General features: G+C 66.9%; 23 protein-coding genes. 9 read left to right on the forward strand and 14 right to left on the reverse strand.

Annotated elements, in window-relative coordinates; translation table 11 throughout:
* Positions 1-15 precede the first annotated feature (15 nt).
* A complete protein-coding gene (locus CEW88_RS09420) occupies positions 16-3,297 on the reverse strand; it encodes a YhdP family protein (RefSeq protein ID WP_254694379.1) in 3,282 nt (1,093 codons plus the stop codon).
* An 87-nt stretch (positions 3,298-3,384) separates the two neighbouring features.
* Between CEW88_RS09420 and CEW88_RS09425 the strand changes: the two genes are divergently transcribed.
* The 4 genes from CEW88_RS09425 to CEW88_RS09440 all read left to right on the forward strand — a co-directional run bounded on the left by CEW88_RS09425 (position 3,385) and on the right by CEW88_RS09440 (position 7,053).
* Positions 3,385-3,837, forward strand: a complete 453-nt coding sequence (locus CEW88_RS09425) for a peroxiredoxin (protein ID WP_108966219.1) — start codon at positions 3,385-3,387, stop codon at positions 3,835-3,837.
* A 280-nt stretch (positions 3,838-4,117) separates the two neighbouring features.
* Positions 4,118-5,431 (forward strand): M23 family metallopeptidase, encoded by a 1,314-nt coding sequence (locus CEW88_RS09430; RefSeq protein ID WP_108966221.1) that lies wholly within the window; start codon positions 4,118-4,120, stop codon positions 5,429-5,431.
* Complete coding sequence (locus CEW88_RS09435; RefSeq protein WP_108966223.1) at positions 5,421-5,912, forward strand: bactofilin family protein; 492 nt, start codon at positions 5,421-5,423, stop codon at positions 5,910-5,912. The genes CEW88_RS09430 and CEW88_RS09435 overlap by 11 nt, the downstream gene beginning before the upstream one ends.
* Positions 5,913-6,108: 196 nt before the next feature.
* Positions 6,109-7,053, forward strand: coding sequence for a hypothetical protein (locus CEW88_RS09440; protein ID WP_159099585.1), 945 nt, complete (start codon positions 6,109-6,111; stop codon positions 7,051-7,053).
* Here the strand turns inward: CEW88_RS09440 and CEW88_RS09445 are convergent.
* On the reverse strand, positions 7,026-7,610 hold the full coding sequence (locus CEW88_RS09445) for an HNH endonuclease (RefSeq protein WP_108966227.1): 585 nt from the start codon (positions 7,608-7,610) through the stop codon (positions 7,026-7,028). The genes CEW88_RS09440 and CEW88_RS09445 overlap by 28 nt on opposite strands.
* Before the next feature lie 190 nt (positions 7,611-7,800).
* Here CEW88_RS09445 and CEW88_RS09450 point away from each other — a divergent pair, with 190 nt between their 5' ends.
* Positions 7,801-8,232: a VOC family protein gene (locus CEW88_RS09450; protein WP_108966229.1), complete on the forward strand. Its 432-nt coding sequence runs from the start codon at positions 7,801-7,803 to the stop codon at positions 8,230-8,232.
* A gap of 99 nt (positions 8,233-8,331) precedes the next feature.
* Here CEW88_RS09450 and CEW88_RS09455 read toward each other — a convergent pair whose 3' ends face one another.
* Together CEW88_RS09455 and CEW88_RS09460 are read right to left on the reverse strand one after the other, a co-directional pair.
* A complete protein-coding gene (locus tag CEW88_RS09455; RefSeq protein WP_108966231.1) occupies positions 8,332-8,997 on the reverse strand; it encodes an alpha/beta hydrolase in 666 nt (221 codons plus the stop codon).
* Positions 8,994-9,644, reverse strand: coding sequence for a DNA-3-methyladenine glycosylase family protein (locus tag CEW88_RS09460; RefSeq protein ID WP_193989025.1), 651 nt, complete (start codon positions 9,642-9,644; stop codon positions 8,994-8,996). Before CEW88_RS09460 ends, CEW88_RS09455 begins: the two co-directional genes overlap by 4 nt.
* Positions 9,645-9,775: 131 nt before the next feature.
* Here CEW88_RS09460 and CEW88_RS09465 point away from each other — a divergent pair, with 131 nt between their 5' ends.
* Positions 9,776-10,990 carry an MFS transporter gene (locus CEW88_RS09465; RefSeq protein WP_108966232.1) on the forward strand — a complete coding sequence of 405 codons (1,215 nt, stop codon included), beginning with the start codon at positions 9,776-9,778 and terminating at the stop codon, positions 10,988-10,990.
* Between the two features lie 48 nt (positions 10,991-11,038).
* On the opposite strand, the gene CEW88_RS09470 is transcribed toward CEW88_RS09465, so the two are convergent.
* The 6 genes from CEW88_RS09470 to prfA all read right to left on the reverse strand — a co-directional run bounded on the left by CEW88_RS09470 (position 11,039) and on the right by prfA (position 17,996).
* On the reverse strand, positions 11,039-11,815 hold the full coding sequence (locus CEW88_RS09470; RefSeq protein WP_108966234.1) for a squalene/phytoene synthase family protein: 777 nt from the start codon (positions 11,813-11,815) through the stop codon (positions 11,039-11,041).
* Positions 11,802-13,433 (reverse strand): citramalate synthase, encoded by a 1,632-nt coding sequence (gene cimA / locus CEW88_RS09475; protein WP_108966236.1) that lies wholly within the window; start codon positions 13,431-13,433, stop codon positions 11,802-11,804. The genes CEW88_RS09470 and cimA overlap by 14 nt, the downstream gene beginning before the upstream one ends.
* Complete coding sequence (cysS, locus tag CEW88_RS09480; protein ID WP_108966238.1) at positions 13,430-14,848, reverse strand: cysteine--tRNA ligase; 1,419 nt, start codon at positions 14,846-14,848, stop codon at positions 13,430-13,432. The genes cimA and cysS overlap by 4 nt, the downstream gene beginning before the upstream one ends.
* A gap of 303 nt (positions 14,849-15,151) precedes the next feature.
* Positions 15,152-15,877: a DUF4167 domain-containing protein gene (locus CEW88_RS09485; protein ID WP_108966240.1), complete on the reverse strand. Its 726-nt coding sequence runs from the start codon at positions 15,875-15,877 to the stop codon at positions 15,152-15,154.
* Between the two features lie 227 nt (positions 15,878-16,104).
* Complete coding sequence (prmC, locus tag CEW88_RS09490; RefSeq protein ID WP_108966242.1) at positions 16,105-16,953, reverse strand: peptide chain release factor N(5)-glutamine methyltransferase; 849 nt, start codon at positions 16,951-16,953, stop codon at positions 16,105-16,107.
* Positions 16,950-17,996, reverse strand: coding sequence for a peptide chain release factor 1 (prfA, locus tag CEW88_RS09495; protein WP_108966244.1), 1,047 nt, complete (start codon positions 17,994-17,996; stop codon positions 16,950-16,952). The genes prmC and prfA overlap by 4 nt, the downstream gene beginning before the upstream one ends.
* A gap of 167 nt (positions 17,997-18,163) precedes the next feature.
* Between prfA and CEW88_RS09500 the strand changes: the two genes are divergently transcribed.
* Positions 18,164-18,853: a glutathione S-transferase family protein gene (locus tag CEW88_RS09500; RefSeq protein WP_203595057.1), complete on the forward strand. Its 690-nt coding sequence runs from the start codon at positions 18,164-18,166 to the stop codon at positions 18,851-18,853.
* 49 nt (positions 18,854-18,902) lie between these two features.
* Here CEW88_RS09500 and CEW88_RS09505 read toward each other — a convergent pair whose 3' ends face one another.
* The 4 genes from CEW88_RS09505 to CEW88_RS09520 form a co-directional block, all read right to left on the reverse strand.
* Positions 18,903-19,310, reverse strand: a complete 408-nt coding sequence (locus CEW88_RS09505) for a DUF1499 domain-containing protein (protein ID WP_108966246.1) — start codon at positions 19,308-19,310, stop codon at positions 18,903-18,905.
* Between the two features lie 137 nt (positions 19,311-19,447).
* Positions 19,448-20,407: an agmatinase gene (speB, locus tag CEW88_RS09510; protein WP_108966248.1), complete on the reverse strand. Its 960-nt coding sequence runs from the start codon at positions 20,405-20,407 to the stop codon at positions 19,448-19,450.
* 4 nt (positions 20,408-20,411) lie between these two features.
* Entirely contained in the window at positions 20,412-21,578 is a 1,167-nt protein-coding gene (locus CEW88_RS09515) for a M20 aminoacylase family protein (RefSeq protein ID WP_108966250.1), read from the reverse strand.
* A 78-nt stretch (positions 21,579-21,656) separates the two neighbouring features.
* Positions 21,657-22,817 (reverse strand): M20 aminoacylase family protein, encoded by a 1,161-nt coding sequence (locus tag CEW88_RS09520; protein ID WP_108966252.1) that lies wholly within the window; start codon positions 22,815-22,817, stop codon positions 21,657-21,659.
* Positions 22,818-22,880: 63 nt separating this feature from the next.
* Between CEW88_RS09520 and mazG the strand changes: the two genes are divergently transcribed.
* Positions 22,881-23,753 carry a nucleoside triphosphate pyrophosphohydrolase gene (gene mazG, locus CEW88_RS09525; RefSeq protein WP_108967700.1) on the forward strand — a complete coding sequence of 291 codons (873 nt, stop codon included), beginning with the start codon at positions 22,881-22,883 and terminating at the stop codon, positions 23,751-23,753.
* Between the two features lie 91 nt (positions 23,754-23,844).
* Entirely contained in the window at positions 23,845-24,846 is a 1,002-nt protein-coding gene (locus CEW88_RS09530) for a Fe(3+) ABC transporter substrate-binding protein (RefSeq protein WP_193989026.1), read from the forward strand.
* Positions 24,847-24,885: the final 39 nt, after the last annotated feature.

A 24,885-nucleotide genomic window follows, 5' to 3' on the forward strand; every position in this document is an offset into this window, starting at 1 on the left:
TCGGGGTCTCTGGCGCTATTGACTCACCTGCGGGGGCGGGCGCCGGAAAATGTCACGGAACATGCCGGGAGTGAAGACCGAAAGCGGGTTCACGCTGACCGCCGGATCGGCCACCGGCCCGCGCAGGTTGAAGTTGAACCCGATCAACCCCTCGCCCTTGCGCGAGAAGAGCTGACCGATGCCGTTGATCACGTAGATCGGCGAGAGCACGCCCTGCATGTCCATCATCCCGGTGGCGAGGTTCGCATAGCCGTCCATCGAGATGCCCATCGAGGGGCCCGTGGCGCTGGAACGGGTCAGGGTGATCTGCTGCGGCGTCATGCGGAACCGGGCCTCGACCTCGGAAAAGAAGATGCCCGGCCCGTTGAGCTGGTCGATGATGCCGACCACGCTGATCCCGTCGAGCAGCTGCACCACGGCGGGGTTCTTCTGCATCCGCGTGCCCTCGATCTTCAGCGCGCCATCGTATTCGCCGCTGCGGCCCTGCACCGGCACGAGGGTCAGATCGAAAGTGCCGTCCTCGATGTTCTGCATGACGCCCGCGCCCTTCAGCACGTCGCCGGCGTCTCGCGCGCGGATGCGGATCGCCGTGCCGCCGTTCTGCGGCACCACGTCGCCCTGGATCGGGGCGCGGCCGCCGACCACGCCGGTGAAGCTGCCGTTGATGCCGCGCGCCGTGCTGAACTTGCCCTGGAAATTGTCGATGGCGATCTTGTCGGTGACCTGGAGGCGGTTCACCGCGACCTCGACCGGGCCGCCGCCGCGGCCACTGCCCCCGGCCCCGCCAAGCGGCGCGCCGCGCATGTCGAGCGCAGTGCCGGTGATCCGCATCGCCGGAGCGGCGTTGCGCCCGCGCCCGGTGAGCACCGCCGCCCCGTCGAGCCAGCCGCCCGCGCGCAGCACCGGCAACGACAGGCGCCGCAGCGTGCCATCCGCGTTGATTGCCACCGACCCCTGCGCCGTCAGACCCGGGGCCTTGAGGGCCAGCTTGTCGACCGAGACGGGCGTGCCCAGCGTCGCCTCGAGCTCGAGCGATCCCGTGCCCGCCTGCGACAGCCGCCAGCCAAGTTGCGGCACTGACACGCCAAGCCCCACCATGTCCGAGGTCAGCGCCAGCCGCGGCGGCTGGCCATGCGCAAGGGTGATGTCGATCTTCCCGCGCCCCTGGCCCGAGAAGGTGCCCTTGGGCAAGCCGATCCCCAGTGCCTGCGAGACCGCCTCGGAGAGCACCACCTCTCCCTCGACCTTGCCCGGCGTGCCCGGGGTGAAGGACTGTGTCCAGCTGCCGTCGAAGGGCGCGCCGGACAGATCCCCCTTGCCGCCGACACTCACCCCGGTGTCATCCACGGCAACATAGAGCTCGTCGGCGCTCAGCACCTTGCCGGGCACCAGCTCGGCGCTTTGCACCCCGGTGATGGTGCCGTCGGCGATCACCGTGATCTCCTCGCGCTTCACGCCGCGCTTGAGCGGGGTGACGATGCGCACGTTCGCCGCGACTTCACCGGTGCCGAGCGCCACGGGTTTCTTGGCCTTGGTCATCACCTCGAGCGGCTTCTCATCAAGATAGGAAAGCGCGGCCTCGAGGCTTCCCGTGGCATGCACGTCTACCTCGCCCATCATCGGCCGTTCGGTCAGGTCGGGGATCACGAAACTCGAGCCCCTGCCCTCCAGCACCCCGCCCTGTCGCGGACGCACCTCACCGCTGTCCAGGGCCACCGTCAGCCGGTTTCGCAGGAAAGTGAGCTGCCCCACCCCCTTGTAGAGCCGCGGCAGGGTGCGCGAGTAGGTCAGCTCGACGCCGGTGAAATCGCTCTGCAGGTACGGAACGAGCCTTCCGCCCGGCGCGAGACGCAGCGCCGCAGTCACATCGTGGAAGCTGCCCGCGTAGATGTTCTTCTCGACCCAGTCGCGCGCCTTTTCCCCGGCGGAAGGTGGCCAGTAGGCCAACAGCGTCTCGGGGGTCAGCCTGTCGAGTTCCGCGTCGAGCGCCATGCGCCAGCCGCCCTCTTCGGCCGACAGCGTGCCGCTGGCCCGCAGCGGCAGCGCCGGGTCGGTGACCCGCAGCCGACCGAGCTCGAAACGGAAGGGATTGAAGCTCAGCCGCCAGTCGGTCTCGGCCCCCGCGAGCTTGAGCTTATCCTCGAAGAACCCCTCGGGATCGGCCTCGAGCCGGGTGAAACGGAACTGCCCGACCATCGCATCGGGCATCCCCTGCGAGAGCCCCTCGAGCACCGCCCGCCCGTCCGAGACCATTGTGCCGATCGCGCTCTTCACCGAGATCTCGTCAAAGGCCAGCGTCGCCGTCGCGGGGTCGAAGGAGAAGTAGGTGCGTGCCTCCTCGAAGGGGATCGGCTGGGTGTCCGCCCGCGGCTGCAGCACGCCGGCACCGATCTGCAGCGTGGCGGACATATCGCCAAGGTCGCTCGCCTCGGTCAGCGAGCCGCGCAGCGAACCCGAGATCGGCGCGCGCAACCCATTGAGCCAGGCGAGCGCCGGTGCCTGGGCGGCGATGTCCTGCGCATCGAGGCTGTTCAACGTCACGCCGAAGCTGGCGCTGCCGCTGCCGATGGGGCTTTCGGCGTTGAAGGCCAGCGTCGCCGGCACATCCCCGCGCCCGAGCAGCGCCACATCGCCCGACAGCACCAGCGCCGCGCCGTCGCGTCGCAACCCGATCCGCCCGCCGTCGGCGGTCCAGGCGCGGTCCGCGCGGGCATCTTCGTAGCGCAGCGTGATCGCATCCGCCTCGACCGACCGCAGGCCAGAGAGCCGAGGGTCGTCGGCCAGCCTGTCGATCTGCGCCATGATCGTCGGCAGGTCCGGCGCGGCCGCCCCTGCGCCGAACAACTCGTCGAAACCCATGGTCAGCCGTCCCTCGGCGTCGCGGCGCGCGGTCAGCTGTACGCCCGACACCCGCGCCACCCGCAGCTCGTACTCGCCGCGCAGCAGCTTGGTCGGCGCCAGCCCCGCCTCGATCAGTCCGAAGGTCGCCAGACTCGTGCCGTCGGTGCCCCGCAGCTCAACATCGGTGAGCGCGATGCGGGCCAGCCAGTCGGGCTGCAGGCGCATGCGCAGGTCACCGAAATCCACCTCGGTGCCCGGCAGCGCCTCGGCAAGACGCGTCTCGATCGCCCCGCGCAGCCACTCCGGCGCCGAGACCGAGCGACCCATCGCGTACCAAAGCCCGCCACCCAGAAGCAGCACCACGAGAACCGCCGCCCCCAGCCCGCAGCCGCACCCCCAGAGCACGACGCGGCGACGTCTCGAGCGTGGTTTCTTGCGGTGGGGGCCGTCTGTCACTGGCAGCGCGCTCTCATCTGGCTATTGTCCTATTCCGGGTTCTAGCCCAAGAACCCGGCAAAGCGAACCGCCCAAAGGAGATGCACGATGACCGACTTGGCCCCTGATTTCACCCTCCCCGTGAGCGGCGGCGGAGAGATCACCCTGTCCGCGCTGCGCCCCGCGAAGGTGGTGCTCTTCTTCTACCCGCGCGACGACACCTCGGGCTGCACCGTCGAAAACCAGGACTTCACCCGCCTGCTGCCCGACTTCGAGGCGCTTGGCGTGAAGGTCTTCGGTATCTCCGCGGACTCGCTGGAAAGCCATGAGAAGTTCATGCGCAAGAAGGCCCTGACCGTGCCGCTGCTGTCCGACGAGACGGCGCAGACCTGCGCCGCCTTCGGCGTGTGGAAGGAAAAGAAGATGTACGGCAAGACCTTCATGGGGATCGAGCGCAGCACCTTCCTGATCGACGGCGAGGGCCGCATCGCGCGCGAATGGCGCAAGGTGAAGGTGCCTGGTCACGCCGACGAGGTCCTGGACGCCGCCAAGGAGCTCTGAAGGGCGCAGTCGCCCGCTCCCGCGCAGAAGGGCTGCCGTGCGGCGGCCCTCCTGCCGCAAGGTCATCCCGTGCACAAAAAATCGGCACAAATCCGGGCAAAACCTATCCTAAAGAAGTACCTGAGATCGGCGAGTTTTCGCCGCGTGCGCGCCCATCCGCCTTCCACGACGAATCGCAAGCCCAAAATTGTTGCGATTTCGGGGGCGTCTGTTAGTCCCTTTGCAGGTTTGGGGATTAGGGGACCCGGGCCCGAATTGGGACGGAACGAGGGACAGACACGTGCGCACGCGGCTCGCGATAAAATGGCACGCGCTTCTTGAGCGCTATTTTCCGGAACGTCGGCTCTTTCTCAGATCGGACACCGACACGCGGTTCATCCGCCTCCGATCAGGCACACAGGCCATCGCGACGCTCGGCATCGCCGTTACCGTGGGCTGGACCATCGTCGCCACCTCGATCCTGCTGATGGACAGCATCAGCGCCGGCAACTTCCGCGAGCAGTCCCGCCGCGACCAGACCACCTACCAGCAGCGTCTCAACGAACTTTCCCGCGAGCGCGACATCCGCGCCGCCGAGGCCAAGGCCGCCCAGGACCGGTTCAACACCGCCCTCGCACAGGTCTCCGAAATGCAGTCCCAGCTTCTCGACAGCGAGACCCGCCGCCGCGAGCTCGAGACCGGCATCGACGTCATCCAGTCCACCCTCGGCACCACGATGAAGCAGCGCGAGGAGGCCAGCGCCCGCCTTGCCGCGCTCGAAGAGCAGCTCAGCAACGGCGGCACTGCGCTGGCTGCCGCCAGCAGCGAAGGCGACGGCACGCTCGACCTGCTCACCGATATGCTCGCCCGCACCGCCGCGGAGCGCGACCAGGTGGTCTCCGACGCGCAGGACGCGCTGGTCCGCGCCGACGAGATCGCCACGGAGCTGCGCCTGCGCGAAGAGCAGAACGACATCATCTTCCGCCAGCTCGAGGACGCGATGACCATTTCGGTCGAGCCGCTGGACAAGATGTTCAAGGCCGCCGGGATGAACCCCGACAGCCTGATCAAGCAGGTCCGCAAGGGCTATTCCGGCCGCGGCGGTCCGCTCACTCCGCTGACCTTCAGCACCCGCGGCCAGGCGCCCTCGCTCGACGCCGAGCGCGCCAACCGCATCCTCGGCGAGATGGACAAGCTGAACCTCTACCGCATCGCCGCCGAGAAGGCGCCCTTTTCGGTGCCTCTGAAAGACCCGTTCCGCTTCACCTCGGGCTTTGGCCGCCGGTGGGGCCGGCTGCACGCGGGCACCGATTTCGCCGCGCCGCACGGTACGCCGATCTACGCCACCGCCGACGGCGTGGTCACCCACGCGGGTTGGATGTCGGGCTACGGCCGTCTGGTGAAGGTGCAGCACGAGTTCGGCATCGAGACCCGCTACGCCCACATGTCCAAAATCAACGTGAAGGTCGGCCAAAGGGTCTCGCGCGGACAGCAGGTTGGTGCTATGGGAAATACAGGACGGTCGACCGGCACGCACCTGCACTACGAGGTCCGCGTTGGTGGGGAGCCCGTCAATCCCATGATCTACATCAAGGCTGCTAACGATGTTTTCTAAGAGCAAGATCAATGAACCCGGGCCCAAGGCCGAGGATACTGCGGTGAAACCCGCTGTTTCCGATGCGCCCCGGTCGACCGAGTTCAAACCGACCGCACCGAAAGCCAAGCCGCCGGCCTCGGTCCTGTCGAGCGATCTGCACATCACGGGCAACATCAAGACCACCGGCGACATCCAGGTCGAAGGCACGATCGAGGGCGACATCCGCGCCCACCTGCTGACCGTCGGCGAGAGCGCCACCATCAAGGGCGAGATCGTCGCCGATGACGTGGTGATCAACGGCCGCATCGTCGGCCGCGTGCGCGGCCTCAAGGTGCGCCTGACCGCCACCGCCCGCGTCGAGGGCGACATCATCCACAAGACCATCGCCATCGAGTCCGGCGCCCATTTCGAGGGCTCGGTGCAGCGTGCCGACGATCCGCTCTCGACCGGCAAGGGCAAGGTTGCAGCGCCCCCCGCGGCAGAACCGACCGCCGGCTGAACCTTTCGGCATCGACAGATTACGAAACGCCGGGCCTGTGCCCGGCGTTTTCGTTCACAGCATGTGCAAATATCCCAGATAAGACGCCTCCGAAAATTTCACCATGGAGCGGCGAATTGGCCCGAGCGCAATAAAGAAATCATTAACCGAATCGAGCGCATTAATTTCACCTGTAGTTAACGAGTGGACTTGGATAATGCGCAAATCACTGCTGATCTCTGTTTTTTCCTTCGCCCTTCTAACCGCATGTGATCCCGTGCGTGACGAACTACATTCAACAGATGGTTTCGCGGGCCCACAGATGGATAAACTCCTATTCGCGTCGACCCCTGAGCAACGAGCGGACCGATACCTTCTCTCGCTGGCCATTCTCGCACCTGTCATCCTCGAAAGCAGTGAGGCTGGATTGGAAACGAAGACCAGCATCGACCGAGTTCGAAATGCCTACGCCGAGCTCGCCGAACTCTACTTAGCAGCGCAGCAATGCCAATTTGATACTACCCCCTTCGTCTGTAACAACAACGATCTGCCTGGCGTTTTTCAGTTCGAAAATATGAGCTATGACGTCCAGAAAAGCCTCTTCCAGATTGCTAAGGCGATCATCGTCAATCTCGACTTGGATGAGTCAGCCGAAAGCCTCCTGAGCTTGAATATGAGTTCTCTGTCCGCCCTATCCAAAAACGGTTCAATGTACTTCAGAACTTTTAGACGCGGCGCTGCGAGTTACCGGGACGCAATCGTCATCTATTCCAATGGCGTCGCGAGAAGCTGCCTCCACGAGGATTGCGAGTCGCTGAAAAGCCTTCTGAGATCGCGATATTCCGGATCTGAAGTAGCGTCACCACGGAACTCTCCAGCGTCGCAGGAGCGCTATCTCAAGAGAGTCATGGGAAAAGCGAGGGACATGTCAGAAACTAGAGCGAGCGGCTGGAAACTTACGCCTGAATTGCGCATCGCACTTTTGGGTATTATCGATGATGCATGTCATGCGGCGTATCCATTTCAGGTCGAGGGCTTGCTCGAGACCGACAAGCCATCCAACTGCGGCCCCGGCAATGCGAACGCGTCGCAGTCCGAGGAACGCACGCGGCTGGTGAGTGCTTTCCAGCGTCGTCAGGCGTCCAGCTCGGCGTCCCAGTAAAGGAAGTCCAGCCAGCTGTCGTGCAGGTGGTTGGGCGGGAACTTGCGGCCGACGTTGAGCAGCTCCCCTGCCGTGGGCTGACGCGGCGCGCGGTAGAGCGACATGCCGGCGCGGCGCAGGCTCTTCGAGCCCTTGCGCAGGTTGCACGGCGAGCAGGCTGCCACCACGTTCTCCCAGCTGGTGATCCCCCCCGAGGCGCGCGGCACCACGTGGTCGAAGGTCAGGTCGCCCTTGCTGCCGCAGTACTGGCAGCGGAACTCATCCCTCAGAAAAAGATTAAAGCGCGTGAAGGCCACGCGCTTTCTCGGTTTTACGTAATCTTTGAGGACCACGACGCTCGGTATCTTCAGCACCATCGAGGGGCTTCGGACCACTTCGTCGTATTCGGCGATGATGTCCACCCTGTCGAGGAAGGCCGCCTTCACCGCTTCCTGCCAAGGCCAGAGCGACAGCGGGTAGTAAGAGAGCGGGCGATAGTCCGCGTTCAGCACCAGCGCCGGATGTTGGCGGAGCGCCGAGGGCTCTCGTACGAAATGGGTCCTGAAGTCGCCGTCCATGAGTGAGTCGTCCCTCGCTCTGTCTGCTCGTTAGGGCACCAGAGCGGGACCACCCGCCCCAGCTGCAAGACTACTATATATCGCGGAAAAGCTCTGGCAAGCCTCGCTATATGCCCTGATGCCCCTGTGGATAGGTCATGCTCATGACATGAGCATGACACCACGGCGCGCCATCGGCTAGTGTTCTCGGATGAGTGATATCCCCCTGACCGACGTCGCCGCGCCCGGCTTCCTGCTTGAAGCTGCGCTTTATTGTCCCGATCTCGATGCCGCCGAGGCCTTTTACCAAGGGGTGATCGGCCTGGAGAAGATCTCCCGCGTCGACAGCCGCCACGTGTTCTTTCGGGTCGGCACCGGTGTGCTGCTGATCTTCAATCCCGAAGAGACCGAGAAGCCGGCGCGCAACCCCGCCCTGCCCGTGCCCAGCCATGGCGCGCGCGGCCCGGGGCACGTCTGCCTTGCCATGCCGGGCGAGGCGATGGAGCGCTGGCGCAAGCGGCTGCAGGCGGCGGGGGTGGTGATCGAGGCCGATTTCATCTGGCCGAACGGCGCGCGCTCGATCTACGTCCGCGATCCGGCGGGGAATTCGGTGGAACTGGCCGAGCCGAAGCTTTGGGCGTAGCGGAGCCTGATGCAAGCCGGTGCGCCATGCCGCGCGCCGACCTCCCATCGCTCTCAAGCCCGCAGGTCCGCTACACGCACTGATCGCGCAAGGCGCGACCTAGAACCCGCACTTGTCGCGCAAGAAGGCCAGAGCCACGCCCAGACCTTCGGGGTCGATGCCGTGGCCGGTGCCCTTCATCACGTGGGCATAGACCTCTTTCCAGCCTGCGCCCTGCAGCGCCTCGGCGGCGGCGGGCAGCGACTCGGGCGGCACCACCTCGTCTTGGTCGCCATGCAGCAGCAGCACCGGCGGGCGGCTCACCACCTCGTCGGCCAGCAATTCTGGTGAGATCAGTCGCCCCGAAAAGGCGACGACACCGGCAACCTCATCCTCGCGCCGCGGCGCCACGTGCAGCGACATCATCGACCCCTGCGAGAAGCCGACAAGCGCCACCTGCTCCGGCAGCAGGTCCTCGTCGACCATCAGCGCGTCGAGAAAGGCGTTCAGATCGTCGACCGCCCGCGCCATGCCCTGCATGGATTCCTCTTCCGAGGAGCCGTCGATCCAGGGGATCGGAAACCACTGGAAGCCCATGGGCGAGCCGGCGCAGTCCTCGGGCGCGTCGGGGGCCACGAACATCGTGTCGGGCAGGTGCTCTGCGAGGGGGTCAGCGAGGCCCAGCAGGTCGGCGCCATTGGCACCATAGCCGTGCAGGAAGACGACGCAGGAATGGGTCTCGCCCGATGCGGGGCCCTTGCGGCCGGCCTGGAGAACGCGGGTCATGCAATACCTTCTCTTTGCTTGCGCACATGGTAGTAGGCCCAGAGCGCGCGCGCCGCAACCGCCCGCCAAGGCGACCAGGCCTCGGCCATCTGCCTGAGTGCCTTTTCCTTGGGCCGTTCGTCGAGGTCGAAGAGCAGCCTCGCCGCCTCCTGCAGCGCCAGATCGCCCGGCGCAAAGACATCCGCATGGCCAAGCGAGAACATGGCGTAGATCTCGGCGGTCCAGACGCCGATCCCCTTCACCGCCGTCAGCCGTTCGACCACCACCGGTGTCGGCGCCTCGCGCAGCGCGTCGAAGTCGATGCCCTCCGCCGCCAGCGCCTGCGCGTAGGTCGCCTTCTGCCGCGACAGGCCAAGCGCGCGCAGCCCCTCGAGATCGGTCTTCAGGATCGCTTCGGGCCGGGTCATCCCCGCGGCCTCGAGCCGCGCCCAGATCGCGCGCGCCGAGGCAACGCTGACCTGCTGGCTGACGATGGCCGACAGAAGCTGGCCAAAGCCGTCCTCGCGCCGCCGCAGCGGCAAGGGGCCGGTCAACTCGAGCGCATGGGCAAAGCGCGGCTCGGCCGCCGCCAGCCAGTCGCAGCCCTCGGTCACGCAGGCATCCGAATGAATGATCCGCCCGACCGCCACCGTCTCGCCTTTTGCCATCTGCGCCTCGCCTTTCGTGTTCCTCTGTCCTAGCGCAGACGCGGCGCGCTGGCCACCGTGGCGGGGGAGCGACGCCAAGCCGCGTCTACGGGCCCTTGTGCTCGCCCGCGCCCCGCCCTACCGATAACCTCATGCAGGCATCTTCCGCTTCCCGCGCCCGGCGCAACGTCACCGTTCTGGTTCTCGCACAGGCCTTCCTGGGTGCGCAGATGCCGATGATCTTCACCATCGGCGGGCTCGCCGGGCAATCGCTGGCGCCGAACCCCTGCTTCGCCACCCTGCCGATCTCGCTGATCGTGCTGGGCTCGATGCTCTCGGCGACGCCGGTCTCGGCCTTCATGCAGCGCTACGGTCGCCGCGCCGGGTTCTTCCTCGGCACCATGGGCGGCACGCTGGGCGGCATCGTCGGGGCGACGGGGCTCTACCTGCAGTCCTTCCCGATCTTCCTCCTCGGCAGCCTGCTGACCGGGCTCTACATGTCGGCGCAGGGCTTCTACCGCTTTGCCGCCGCCGACACCGCCAGCCCCGAGTTCCGCGCCAAGGCGATCTCCTACGTGATGGCAGGAGGGCTGCTCTCGGCGCTCATCGGCCCGCAACTGGTGAAGCTGACCGCCAACGCCTACGTGATCCCCTTCTTCGGCACCTATGCCACGGTGATCGCGATCAACCTGCTGGGCGCGCTGCTCTTTCTCTTCCTCGACATCCCGAGGCCCCCTGCCCCTGCCGAGGGCAGCCCTTACGGCCGCACCCGCTGGCAGCTCCTGCAAACGCCGCGCATCGCGGTGGCGGTGATCTGCGGCATGGTCAGCTACGCGCTGATGAACCTCGTGATGACCTCCACCCCGCTGGCGGTGGTTGGCTGCGGCTATGACACCTCGGACGCCGCCAATGTCGTCAGCGCCCACGTGCTGGCGATGTTCGCGCCGTCCTTCTTCACCGGACAGATCATCAACCGTTTCGGCGTGGAAAAGGTGATGGGGCTTGGCCTCTTTATCCTCGCCGGTGCTGGCGCGGTGGCAATGGCCGGGGTCGAGCTGGAGAATTTCTTCCTCGCGCTGGTGCTGCTGGGCATCGGCTGGAACTTCGGCTTCATCGGCGCGACCACGATGCTCGCCGGCGCGCACACCGCCGAGGAACGGGGCCGCATGCAAGGGCTGAACGATCTGCTGGTGTTCGGCGGCGTGACCTTTGCCTCGCTCGCCTCGGGTGGGTTGATGAACTGCTCGGGTGGCACGCCGCAGGAGGGCTGGAGCGCCGTGGTCATGGCAATGGCGCCCTTCCTGGTGCTGGCGGGCGGCGCGCTGATCTGGCTGGTGCTGCGGCCGGTGGAACAGCCCGCCGAGTAAGGCAGGTTCCACCGAAGCAGGTGCCCCCTCTGCCGGGAACGCGCGGCCCTAGACCCGCCCTGTGAAGCCCGCCTTCACCAGTCGCGCGCGCCTCGAGAACTCCGACAGCTCGAGCGCCCCTTCGGCGACCCGCTGCGGCTCTTTCGCCGCCAGCGCCAGCAGCGGTCCCGCCTGCCATCCGGCAAGCAGCGCCGGGCGCGATTCCTTCGGAACCCCGGCAAAGCCCTTGCGTGCCCGTTTCAGGCGCGCGAGCCCGCCGCGCGCCAGCGCCGCCACGCCCTCGGGCCGCCCATCGAGCAGCGGCACCCGGCCCTTGCTTTCGAGCTCCGGCACCGCGCGCAGGAAGGCGGCCAGGCCGAAGGCATAACCCGCGTCCAGCGCAACCTGCTCGTCAATCCCGCCAAGCGCCCGCCCCGCCGCGAGCAGCAGCAGCCCCGAGGTCTCCTCGAGGTAGCGCGTCAGGTGCTCTTCGTCCTCGAACGGATCGCGGTAAATGTCCCAGCGCCGCGCGCCGACCAGCGGATCGAGACGGGCTGCCGTCTCGCGGTCAAGAACCTGCGCCAGCGGCGTCACCACCTCGTGCCGCCGCACCGCGCCGCCCTTGGCGATCTCTTCCAGGGCATCGCGCCACCATTGCAGGCGCATCTCGGCGATCATCGTCTCCTGCGTCACCCAGGGCGCGCGGGCGACCTCGAGGTTGAAGGCATAGAGCGGGAAGAGCACGCGCCGCGCCTCGGGAGGCGCGGCCATGGCAGCGGTAAAACGATCGGGATCTCCGCGTTCGATCAGCCCGGCACAGGCGATCAGATCGTCACTGAGCTGCACGCGCCACCCCGCAGTCGCGGATCAGCTTCCAGCGCACGGCATCCAGAAGCGCCTCGAACGAGGCATCGACTATGTTGGCGCTGACGCCAACGGTCTGCCAGCGCCGGCCCGATCCATCTTCGCTGTCGATGATCACCCGGGTCACGGCCTCGGTGCCGCCCTGCGTGATGCGCACCTTGAAGTCCACCAGCCGCATGTCGTCGATCACCGACTGGTAAGGGCCGAGATCCTTGGCCAGCGCCTTCGACAGCGCGTTGACCGGGCCGCGGTCGTGCCCGTCGGTGTCGAGGCTATCCGACACGGAGAGCTTCTTCTCGCCGCCCACTTTCACCACCACCACGGCCTCGGAGAGCGAGACCATCTGGTCATACTTGTTCTTGCGCCGCTCGATGGTCACCCGGTAGCGCTTGACCTCGAAGAACTCCGGCAGGCACCCCAGCTCGTCCCGCGCCAGAAGCTCGAAGCTCGCCTGCGCGGTGTCATAGGTGTAGCCCTCGGCTTCCTTGGCCTTGATCCGCTCAAGGATACGCCCCAGCGCAGCATCGCCTTTCTCGACCTCCAGCCCCGCCTCGGCGAGGCGGCGGCGCAGGTTCGACTGGCCGGCCTGGTTCGACATCGGGATGACCCGGCGGTTTCCCACCACGCCCGGCTCGATGTGCTCATAGGTGCTGGGGTCCTTGAGGATCGCGCTCGCATGCAGCCCCGCCTTGTGGGCAAAGGCCGAGCTGCCCACATAGGCCGCCTGCCGCATCGGCACGCGGTTGAGGATCTCGTCGAGCATGCGGCTCACCTGGGTGATGCCCTCGACCGCCTCGAGGCTCACCCCGGTCTCGTAGGCGCTTGCATAGGGCTCCTTCAGCAGCAGCGTCGGAATGAGCGTCGTCAGGTTGGCATTGCCGCAGCGCTCGCCGAGGCCGTTCAAGGTGCCCTGCAGCTGCCGCACGCCCGCGTCGATTGCCGCCAGCGTGCAGGCCACGGCGTTCTCGGTGTCGTTGTGGGTGTGGATGCCGAGCTTGTCTCCGGGCACGCCCGCCGCCCTGACCTCACGCACGATGCGGCCCAGCTCCTCGGGCAGCGTGCCGCCGTTGGTGTCGCACAGCACCACCCAGCGCGCGCCGCTGTCCAGCGCGGCCTTCACGCAGTCCAGCGCATAGCCGGGGTTGGACTTGTAGCCATCGAAGAAGTGCTCGGCGTCGAAGAGCGTCTCGCGCTGCTGCGACACGCAATGGGCGATCGAGGACGAGATCGCCTCGAGGTTCTCCTCCAGCGTGATGCCGAGCGCGGTGGTGACATGGAACTCGTGGGTCTTGCCGACGAGGCAAACCGAGGGCGTGCCCGCGTTCAGCACCGCCGCCAGCACGTCGTCATTGGCCGCCGAGCGCCCGGCCCGCTTGGTCATGCCAAAGGCGGTCACCGTGGCGCGGGTCTGGCCGACCTCGTCGAAAAAGGCGCTGTCGGTGGGGTTGGCCCCCGGCCAGCCGCCCTCGATGTAGTCGACCCCCAGCGCGTCCAGCGCCGCGACGATGCGGTGCTTCTCGGCAGTCGAGAACTGCACGCCCTGTGTCTGCTGCCCGTCGCGCAGCGTGGTGTCGTAGATGTAAAGACGCTCCTTGCTCACAGCAGCCCCTCCAGCTTGGCGGCATCGAATCCCGCGCCCGGCAGAAGCTCGACGCCTGCCTTCGACATGCGCACCTCGACCCCCGCGTCGATCAGCGCGGTCTTGAGCCGGTCGACCTCCGAGAAATCCTTGGTCTCCATGGCCGCGGCGCGGACACCGGCGAGATGATCGGCAAGGCCGGAAAGGTCCGGCCCGGCACTGACCCAATCGCCCAGCTCGTCCGTCAGCAACCCCAGCAGCTGCGCCGAGGCGAGCAGAACACCCGCCGCGGTCAGATCGCCGGCCGCCTCCTTGGCCAGCTTGTGCAGCCGTGTCAGTGCTCCTGCGGTGTTCAGGTCATCCGACAGCAGCCCCACCAGCTCGGCATCCGCCGCACCGGGCTCGGCGCCCTCGGTCACCGAGTGCCAGGTGCGCAGCGTCGCCTCGGCCTGCGCCGCCTTCTCGGCGGTCCAGTCCATCGGCTTGCGGTAGTGGCTCGAGAGCATGACGAAGCGGATCACCTCGCCCGGCACGGCGGGCTGCCCGTCATGCCCGTCCAGCAGGTCGCGCACGGTGAAGAAGTTGCCCAAGGACTTGGACATCTTCTTGCCCTCGACCTGCAGCATCTCGTTGTGCAACCAGACCTTGGCGAAGTCGCCATGGGGGTGCGCACAGCAGCTCTGGGCGATCTCGTTCTCGTGGTGCGGGAACATCAGGTCGTTGCCGCCGCCATGGATGTCGAAACTCTCGCCCAGCAGGTCATAGGCCATGGCTGAGCACTCGATGTGCCAGCCCGGACGGCCCCGGCCCCAGGGCGAGTTCCACCCCGGCAGGTCGTCCGCAGAGGGCTTCCACAGCACGAAGTCCATCGGGTTGCGCTTGTAGGGGGCCACCTCGACCCGCGCCCCGGCGATCATGTCGTCGACCGAACGGCCCGACAGCGCGCCGTAGGTCTTGTAGCTCTCGACCGCGAAGAGCACGTGACCCTCGGCCTCGTAGGCGTGGCCGTCCCGGATCAGCCCCTCGATCATCGCGATCATCTGGGGGATGAACTGCGTCGCGCGCGGCATGTGGTCGGGCTCGGCGACCCCGACCGCGCCCATGTCCTGCAGGTACCAGCCGATGGTCTCTTCGGTGCGCTCGGCGATCAGGTCCTCGAGGCTGCGCGGGTCGCCCGCCGCCTTGCGCGCCTGCGCGGTGGCGTTGATCTTGTCGTCGACGTCGGTGAAGTTGCGCACGTAGGTCACGTGATCGGGCCCGTAGACATGCCGCAGCAGCCGCGCCAGCACGTCGAAGACGATGGCCGGGCGGGCGTTGCCGAGGTGCGCGCGGTCGTAGACCGTGGGCCCGCAGACATACATCCGGACATTGCTGGGATCGATCGGCGTGAAGACCTCCTTGCGGCGAGTCTTCGTGTTGGTCAGCGAGATGGTCATGGCGCGCTCCTTCGCGGCGGTCGCGGCGGGAGTAGCAACTTCATCTCTCGATTGGAATAGAAGACCGGCCCGCCGAAGAAATCAGCAGGTAATGCAGCAAATCAGGGTGGTGATGCGCAGGGTCATGCAAGGCTTCTAACGCGTCTCTTCGCGTGCGTCCAGCGGCGTGGCGAGCCTGCCCCCGGCGAGCTGCTGCCCGAGGAGAAATGTCCCCGCAGGTCCTGCCGGCGCCATGCGCAAGCAAAAGGCCCCGTCCTTGCGGCGGGGCCTTTGCGAGTTTTGAGCAAGGTCATCTGCCCCGCGTCATTCGGCCGCGTCGGGCGCCGAGCCACCATCGCTGGAGGGTTGCTCGGGTTTCTTGCGCGGCTTGCGCGGACGCTTGGGCTTCTCGGCGGGCTGCGCCTCGGCACCGGGCTCCGCGGCGGCGGCGGCCGCGGCCTCTCCGCCCTCGGTTTTCTTGCTGCGGCGGGCGCGCGGCTTGGGCTTGCTCTCGGCGCGGCTTTCCGGCGTCTCGACCAGACCGCTGTCTTCTTCGTCTTCGCTGCCGGCGCCCATCAGGTCGGGCTGATCACCCAGGCCCGGCACGCTGGCCTTTTCGGGCTCGGGCTGACGGGGCTGCGGCTGTTGCTCGAAGCCGACGTCAGGCTGGTGGCTGCCGCCCTGATGCCCGCCCTCGCCACGCGTGTCGCCGCGAGTCTGGTCGCGATCCGAGCGGTCACGGTCGCGCTGCGCCTGGCGCTCGCGGTTTTCACGCTCCTGCTGTTCGCGGCGCTGGTCTGCCTCTTTCTGCGCCTCCGAGAGCAGGCGCATGTAGTGCTCGGCGTGCTGCTGGAAGTTTTCGGTGGCGACGCGGTCATTGCTGAGCGCCGCATCGCGGGCAAGCTGGTTATACTTGTCGATGATCTGCTGCGGCGTACCGCGCACCTTGCCCTCCGGGCCCGAACTGTCGAACACGCGGTTGACGACGTTCCCAAGAGTATTGCGGTTGCGGTTGTTCTTCGACCGCGAGCGGGATTTCGAGGATCGCATCTTGTCTGCTATCAGCCTTGTGTCTGACCGTCCCTGTGATCGCGGCGCTGCACCTTTTGGGCGCGGTCTTGACCGTGATCACTCCAATGTCGGGTTAACGTCGAGCGGGACCGCTGTGAGGCATCCACCGCTCCGACCCCTCCTGCTAATCATTTGTGGCCACGCGTGACAAGAGAAAAATCGTCCGAAATCTGTCGATTTCCCCGCGACCGGGTCGAATCTTAGGCTCAAAGCGCTTCCAGACGTCCGCTCACCACCCTGTCACGGCCGTCGAGATCGGCGATCACCGCCACGTCACGCAGCCCAGCCGCGGAGAAGAGCGCCGCCACATCCGCCCCTTGGGCCGGGCCGATCTCGACCAGCAGCCGCCCGCCGGGAAGCAGGTGCCGCGCTGCCCCGGCCGCGATGGCGCGATAGGCGGCAAGCCCGTCGCCCTCGTCGGTCAGCGCCAGGCGCGGCTCGTATTCGCGAACCTCCGGAGAGAGAGCGGCCATTTCCGACAGCGCGATATAGGGCGGGTTCGAGACGATCAGGTCAAAGCGCTCGGGCGCCTGCCCCAGCGCCCCCCACCAGTCGCCCTGCGCCAGCGCCGCGCGCGGCTCGAGATGCAGCGCGTTGCGGTTCCAGAAGGCCACCTCGAGCGCCTTCTCGCTGAGATCGGTGCCGATTCCATTGGCGCCCTCGCGTTCGGCAAGCAGGGTCAGCAGAATGCAGCCCGACCCGGTGCCCAGATCGAGCACCCGGGTGAAGGCGCCCGAGAGCGCCGCCTCGATCAGGATTTCCGTCTCGGGGCGCGGGTCGAGCACCTCTGGCGTGACGAGGAACTCGCGACCGTAGAACTGCCGCCGCCCGATGAGATGCGAGACCGGCACGCGTTGCGCGCGGCGGTCGATCAGCGCGTCGAAGATCACCGCATGCTCGGGCGAGATCGGCTCGGGCAAGAAGAGCGTCAGCCGCCCTGGCGGCACCTTCAGCACATGCGCCATCAGGCGACGCGCGTCACGGCCCGGATCGGCCACCCCCGCCTCGACGAGGCGCGCCGTGGCCCGGGCGAGCAGTGCAGAGCCGGTGGTCATGCGAGTTCCGCCAGAAGCGCCGCCTGCGCGTCGGCGGTCAGCGCGTCGATGATCTCGTCGAGATCGCCGCCGAGGATGGCGTCGAGCCGGTAGAGTGTCAGCCCGATGCGGTGATCGGTCAGCCGCCCCTGCGGGAAGTTGTAGGTGCGGATGCGCTCCGAGCGGTCGCCCGAGCCCACCTGCGCCTTGCGGTCCGAGGCGCGGCTGTCGGCCGCCTTTTGCCGCTCCATGTCGTAGAGCCGGGCGCGCAGCACGTTCATCGCGATCTCTCGGTTGCGGTGCTGCGACTTTTCCGAAGAGGTCACCACCAGCCCGGTCGGAATGTGGGTGATGCGCACGGCGGAATCGGTGGTGTTGACGTGCTGGCCACCCGCGCCCGAGCTGCGCATCGTGTCGATGCGGATGTCATTCGCGTTGATCTCGATGTCCACCGCCTCGGCCTCGGGCAGCACCGCCACCGTGGCCGCCGAGGTGTGGATGCGGCCGCCGCTCTCGGTCTCGGGTACGCGCTGCACCCGATGCACGCCGCTTTCGAACTTCAGCCGGGCAAAGACGTTCTCGCCCTCGATGCGCACCACGAGCTCCTTGATGCCGCCGAGCTCGGAGAGCTGCTCCTCGATCACCTCCCAGCGCCAGCCGCGGGATTCCACGTAGCGCTGGTACATCCGAGCAAGGTCCCCGGCGAAAAGCGCCGCCTCGTCGCCACCGGTGCCGGGGCGGATCTCGAGGATCGCCGGGCGGGCGTCGGCGGCATCGCGCGGCAGCAGTGCCAGCTGCAAGGCGTGCTCTGCCTCGGGCAGCCGCGCGCGCAGCTGCGGCAGCTCTTCCTCGGCAAGCGCCTTCATCTCGGGATCGGCAAGCATCTCCTCGGCCTCGGCGAGGTCCGCCTGCAGGGATTCCCACTCGGCGATCTGGTCGACCACCGGCTTGAGCTCTGAATACTCCCGTCCCAGCGCGGCGATGTCGCCACGGCCTTCGGCCATGCAGGCCTGGACATATTCGAAACGGTCACGGATCTGGTGAAGGCGGTCTGCGGGGATCATGCCGACCTCCTTTCCCGATTGCCGCGCGGCGGTCAAGAGCGGGCAGCCGCCGATGCCTGCCCCTCCCTGTGAGAAGGTTTGACGGAAGGGTCATATGTTGATATCAACGTAAAAGTTGATATCAACCCTTTTCCTCGCTCCTCAGGCACGCCGAAAGGTCCGCTTCCATGACCGAGACATTGATAGACACCCCGCTCACCGTCACCGCCTTCGACTGGGTTCCGCCTTTCGCCCAGGGGCTCGTGCGCGACCTGCGCGTCCGCTGGGCGCTGAAGGAGGCCGCCCTGCCCTACGAGGTGGAGCTGCTCGCCATGGGCACGCAGGGCGAGCCCGCGCATCTGTCGCGCCAACCCTTCGGCCAGGTGCCGGTGCTGACCGCCGGTACGACCCCCATGTTCGAAAGCGGAGCCATCCTCTGGCGTATCGCCGAGGCTGGCGGCACCGCGCTGCTGCCCGCGGACACGCCCGGCCGCGACCGCACGCTGAGCTGGGTCTTTGCCGCGCTGAACACGATCGAGCCGCCGATCACCATGTACCAGCAGATGACCCGGCTCGCGGTGGACAAGGCCGCCGCCGACACCATGGAGCGCGAGATCCGCAAGGCCATCGAGCGTCGGCTGGGCCAGCTTCAGGCGACGATGGAGGGGCGGCCCTGGTTGGCCTGCGACCAGTTCACCGTGGCCGACCTGGTGATGGCGACGGTGCTGCGCGGGCTGCGGGATACGCAGATCGTCGCGCAATTCCCGAAACTGGACGAGTTTCTCTCGCGCTGCACCGCCCGCCCCGCCTTTGCCGAGTCGCTGGCGGAACAACTGGGGGCCTTCGAGGAGAACGCCCCGCGCTACGCGGCGGAGTGATCCGAACATCAAAAGAGTTCTGCAAGGCCCAAAAAGGACCTTGCACCCTTCAGTTCTGCCGCGCCTCCAGCTCCGAAAGCCAGGCGTCGACGCGGGCCTTGTTCACCCCCATGTCCGACTGGCCGAACCGTTGGCGGGCGTAGAGCCCCAGTTGCCCCTCGCCCTGCTGCACGGTGGTGTAATCGGGAAAGCCCATCCATTTCGAGCGCGAGATGTAAGTCACCCGCCCCTCGCCGGGGCTGCCCGCCAGCACCTCGGTGCGCGGGCTCTCGAGGATGATCCGGTGCAGCGCCTCGAAGGTCTCCTCTCCGCCCGGGATGCGCCGGCGCACGCCGCTGGCTAGATCCTGGTCGGCGCTCACCTGAGGGTCGACGTTCCAGACGGCGGGGTCCGAAGGCGCCAGCCGTATCCAGGCAAGCCCGGCGACCACCAGCAGAAGCAAAACCCAGAATATCATCCGCACCACGCGATCCTTTCGTCTCTCTCCACCCGCGGCGCCCGGCGCGGCGGGTGGCTCCTGATTTCACGATTCCCGCGCCTTTTCAAAGCGCATCACGCCCGGCTCGCGGGATCGTGCTTATACTGGCGCCGAGATCAGCGCCGGGTCCAGCCCCAGAGGCACAGCAGCTCCGTTGCCACATGCGCGCCCGCGATGGCGGTCGCGCCGGTGGTGTCGAACGGCGGCGAGACCTCGACGATGTCGCCGCCGACCAGATTGATGCCCGCCAGCTCGCGCAGGCAGACTGCGGCCTGATGGTTCGACAGCCCTCCCCAGACCGGCGTGCCCGTCCCCGGCGCGAAGGCCGGATCGAGCGCGTCGATGTCGAAGCTGAGGTAAACCGGGTGGCCGCGCACGATCTCGCGCGCCTTGGCCGCCGCGGCCTCGGGGCCGATGCGGTGCAGCTCGCGCGCGTCGATGATGTTGAAGCCGAGCGTGTCGGGATTGTCGGTCCGGATGCCGATCTGCACCGAGCGCGCCGGATCCACCAAGCCCAACTTCACCGCCTTGTACATGAAGGTCCCGTGGTCGATCCGGTTGAAATCATCGTCGGCCCAGGTGTCAGTGTGGGCGTCGAACTGGATCACCGACATCGGCCCGTACTTGGCGGCATAGGCCTTGAGAATCGGCAGGGTGATCGAATGGTCGCCGCCCAGCGTCACCGTCGCCGTCTCGGTGGCAAGGATGCCTGCGATATGCGCCTCGAGCGTGTCCGGGAAGGCCGGGACATTGGCGTAGTCGAAGGCCAGATCGCCGTAGTCGGCGATGGCGAATTCCGACAGCACATCGTAGCCCCAGCCATAGGGCGCGTCGCAGGGCTGCAGCAGCGAGGCCTCGCGGATAGCCCGCGGGCCGAAGCGCGTGCCGGTGCGGTTGGTGACCGCCTGGTCGAAGGGCACGCCGGTCACCGCGATATCGGCGCCCGACAGGTCCTTGGTGTAGCGCCGGCGCAGGAACGAGACCGCGCCGCCGAAGACATTTTCGAAACTCGGACCCTTCAGTTCCTGCCGGGTGAAGGCGTGGTCGATCTGGGATTTCGCGTCTTCAAGGGCCATGGTGTCACTCCTGCAGGGGCAGCGCGGTCTCGATCAGACGCGCGAAGAAGCTGGCGCCAATCGGCGCGATCTCGTCGTTGAAGTCGTATTTCGGATGGTGGCAGCCGAAGGTGTCCCCTTGCCCGAGAAAGAGATAGGCGCCGGGGCGGGCCTCGAGCATGTAGGAGAAATCCTCGGCAGGCATGATCGGGTCACAATCATCGGTCACCCTGTCGTCGCCCACCACCTCGCGCGCCACCTGCGCGGCAAAAGCCGCCTGCTCGGGGTGGTTGATTGTCACCGGGTAGCCGCGGTCATAGGTCAGCTTGGCGGTGCAGCCGTAGACCTGCGCCTGCGCCTCGACGATCTCGCGGATCCGCCGTTCGGCGAGGTCGCGGGTCTCGGCCGAGAAGCAGCGCACGGTGCCGGTCAGATAGGCGGTCTCGGGGATGATGTTGAAGGTCGTCCCGGCGTGGAACTCGGTCACCGAGACCACGAGGCGGTCGAGCGCATTGACGTTGCGGCTGACAATCGTCTGCATGGCCTGCACGATGGCCGCCCCCGCCGGGATCGGGTCGATGCACTCCTGCGGCGAGGCGCCGTGGCCGCCCTTGCCGGTGATGTCGATGCGGAACTCGTCGGCCGAGGCCTGCAAAGGGCCGGCGGTGGTCAGGAAATGCCCCTGCGCGTCGCCCGGCGCATTGTGCATGCCATAGACCTCGGAGACGTCGAACCGGTCCATGATGCCCGCCTCGATCATCGCCTTGGCCCCGGCCCCGCCTTCTTCGGCGGGCTGGAAGATGAGCGCGACGCGGCCGGCGAAATTGCGTGTCTCGGCAAGGTACTTGGCGGCGGCGAGCAGCATGGTCGTGTGACCGTCATGGCCGCAGGTATGCGCAACCCCCGGCACCTTCGAGGCGTGCTCGGTGCCCGACATATCCTCCATCGGCAGCGCGTCCATGTCGGCCCGCAGCGCAATGGTGCGCCCCGCGCCGCGACCCTCGATCAGCGCCACGACGCCGGATTGGGCGATGCCGGAATGAATCTCGGTGATGCCGAAGCTCCGCAGCTTGTCGACCACGAATTTCGCCGTCTCGTGACAGTCGTACTGCAACTCGGGGTGCTGGTGCAGATGGCGGCGCCAGGCCTTCAGCGTTTCGGCATCGGCGGCGATGGAATTGATAACGGGCATTCGGGGTCTTCCCTCGGGTCTTGCCCCCTGCCCAGACGGCCGGGGGCGTTGCTTGCCCGCAATCAAGACCGAAAAGCCTTACGTCCGCAAGGGTTGCCGGGTCTCGATCAGCTTCACGAAATAGGAGGCGCCGAGCGGCGCGGCCTCGTCGTTGAAATCGAACTTCGGATGGTGCACCGAAGGCCCGACGCCCTGACCGAGGTAGAGGAAGGACCCCGGCCGCGCCTCGAGCATATAGGAGAAATCCTCGGCCCCCATCGAGGGCGCGATCTCGTCCAGCACCTCGGACACCACGCCCGAGGCGACCCCCACCGCGAAATCGGTCTGCGCGGCGTGGTTGACGGTCGGCGGGTAGTTCGGCTGGAAATCGAGGTCGGCACTGACGCCATAGGCCATGGCCTGACCCTCGACGATCTCGCGCAGGCGGCGTTCGGCCATGGCGCGGATGCCGGGATCGAAGCTGCGGATGGTCCCGGCCAGACGCATGGTCTCGGGGATGACGTTGGTGGCCGAGCCGCCCTGCACCGTGGTCAGCGAGACCACCAGCGATTTCAGCGGGTCGGCGTTGCGCGACGGCACCGACAGCAGCGCCTGCCCGATGGCCAGCGCGCAGGGCACCGGGTCGATGCAGAGGTCGGGGTGCGCCGCGTGGCCGCCCTTGCCGGTCAGCACCAATTCGAAATCGTCGACCGCCGCCATGATCGGCCCGCGCGTGGTCGCCATGGTGCCCAGAGGCAGCGAGGGGTCGGTGTGGATGGCGTAGACCTCGGAGATCCCGAAGCGGTCCATGATGCCCTCTTCGACCATGATCCGCCCGCCACCGATGGTCTCCTCGGCGGGCTGGAAGATCAGCGCCACCTTGCCCGCGAAGTTGCGGGTCTCCGACAGGTACTTCGCCGCGCCGAGCAGCATGGTGGTATGCCCGTCGTGGCCGCAGGCGTGCATCTTGCCGGGCACGCGGCTGGCGTGCTCGGCGCCGGTTTCCTCGTCCATCGGCAGCGCGTCCATGTCGGCGCGCAGGCCGGTCACCGGCCCCTCGCCCTGCCCCTCGATGATCGCAACGACGCCGGATTGGGCGATGCCCTCGTGAATCTCGGTGATCCCGAACTCCCGCAGCCGCGCCGCGACGAAGGCCGCCGTCTCGTGGCAGTCGAGGCTCAGCTCGGGGTTCTGGTGCAGATGGCGGCGCCATGTGCGCATCTCGTCGGCGTAATCCGCGATCCGGTTCACGATGGGCATGGGTGGACTCCTGAAGGTCTTTGAAGCAGGAAAAGGTCAAATACCGATTTGCCGGAGATGTCCATGACCCTCGATCCGCGTGACGATCTGATCCACGATCCCAAGGGCGGCATGCCCCGTCTGCTCGAGATCATGCGCCGCCTGCGCCACCCCGAGACCGGCTGTCCCTGGGATCTGGAGCAGGATTTCTCCACCATCGCCCCCTACACCATCGAGGAAGCTTACGAGGTCGCCGACGCCATCGAGCGCGAGGCCTGGGACGAGCTGAAGGGCGAGCTTGGCGATCTGCTGTTCCAGTCGGTCTTCCACGCGCAGATGGCCGAGGAGCGCGGGCTCTTCAGCTTCGACGAGGTGGCCGACACCATGTCCGACAAGATGGTCGCCCGCCACCCGCATGTCTTCGGTGACGAGAGCAACGAGAAATCCCCCGCCCAGCAGGTGGCCGACTGGGAGAAGATCAAGGCCGCCGAACGCGCTGCCAAGGCGGAAAAGGGCGTGCTGGATGGCGTGGCGCTTGGGCTGCCGGCGCTGCTGCGTGCGGTGAAACTGCAGAACCGCGCCGCCCGTGTCGGCTTCGACTGGCCCTCGACCGACGAGGTGATCGACAAGCTGATCGAGGAGACACAGGAGTTGCGCGAGGCCACCGATCCCGACCACGCAGAGGAGGAGTTCGGCGACCTGCTCTTCGTCATGGCCAACCTCGCCCGGCACATGAAGATCGACCCCGAGCAAGCGCTGCGCCGCGCCAATGCCAAGTTCGCCCGCCGCTTCAACTCCATCGAGGCCGCGCTCGAGGCCCGCGGCAAGCGCCCCGAGGACAGCGATCTGGCCGAGATGGATGCGCTCTGGGACGCGGCGAAGGTGGAGGAAAAGGCGCAGAAGGCCGCTCGCGCCACGTCACGCCCCGACCGGACGCAGGCCGACACAATTACCTGATCTTTCCGATAGGGCATTGATCTGATAATTTCAGTCGGGTAAGTGGCTGTCAGTGACGAACCAATACCACGAGCATGACCGGAGGACTTTGATGCTGCGTCTTGGAACCGCCCTCGCCCTGATTGCCACCGCGGCCCCCGCGCTGGCCGAAGAGGTCAACCTCTACTCCTACCGTCAGCCCGAGCTTCTCCAGCCGCTGACCGACGCCTTCACCGAAGCCACCGGCATCGAGGTGAACGTGGCCTATATCGACAAGGGCCTCGAGGAACGCCTCGTCGCCGAGGGCGACCGTTCGCCCGCCGACCTGATCTTCACCGTCGACATCTCGCGCCTCGCCGCCGCCGTGCAGGCGGGTGTGACCCAGCCGGTCGAAAGCGCCGTGCTCGAGGAGAACGTGCCGGCGCAATACCGTGACCCCGACGGTCAGTGGTTCGGCCTGACGACGCGCGCGCGGATCGTCTATGCCTCGAAGGAGCGCGTGGACCCGTCCGAGATCACCACCTACGAGGATCTTGCCGATCCGAAGTGGAAGGGCCGCATCTGCACCCGTTCGGGCACCCATGACTACAACGTCGCGCTGGTGGCGGCGATGATCCACCATCACGGCGAAGAGTATGCCAAGGAGTGGCTGCAGGGGCTGAAGGACAACCTCGCCCGCCGCCCGCAGGGCAACGACCGCGCGCAGGTCAAGGCGATCTGGGCCGGGGAATGCGATATCAGCCTCGGCAACACCTACTACATGGGCCAGATGCTGAACGATCCCGAGCAGGTGGAATGGGCCAATTCGGTCAACGTGCTCTTCCCCGAGTTCGAGAACGGCGGCACCCATGTGAACATCTCCGGCGTGGCGATGACCAAATCGGCACCGAACCGCGAGAACGCGCTGAAGATGATGGAATACCTGACCTCGCCCGAGGCGCAGGAAATCTATGCCCACGCCAATTACGAATACCCGATCGCGCCCGGCACCGAGGCCGACGAGCTGGTCAAGGGCTGGGGCAGCTTCACCGCCGACGACACCAACCTCATGACCCTCGCCGAGCAGCGCGGCGCGGCGCTGCGGCTGGTCGAAGAGGTCGATTACGACGGCTGAGCCAATTCTCTGCCGAAGACGCGAAAGGGCCCCCTCGGG

It is taken from the genome of Alloyangia pacifica (assembly GCF_003111685.1).
GTDB lineage: Bacteria > Pseudomonadota > Alphaproteobacteria > Rhodobacterales > Rhodobacteraceae > Salipiger > Salipiger pacificus_A.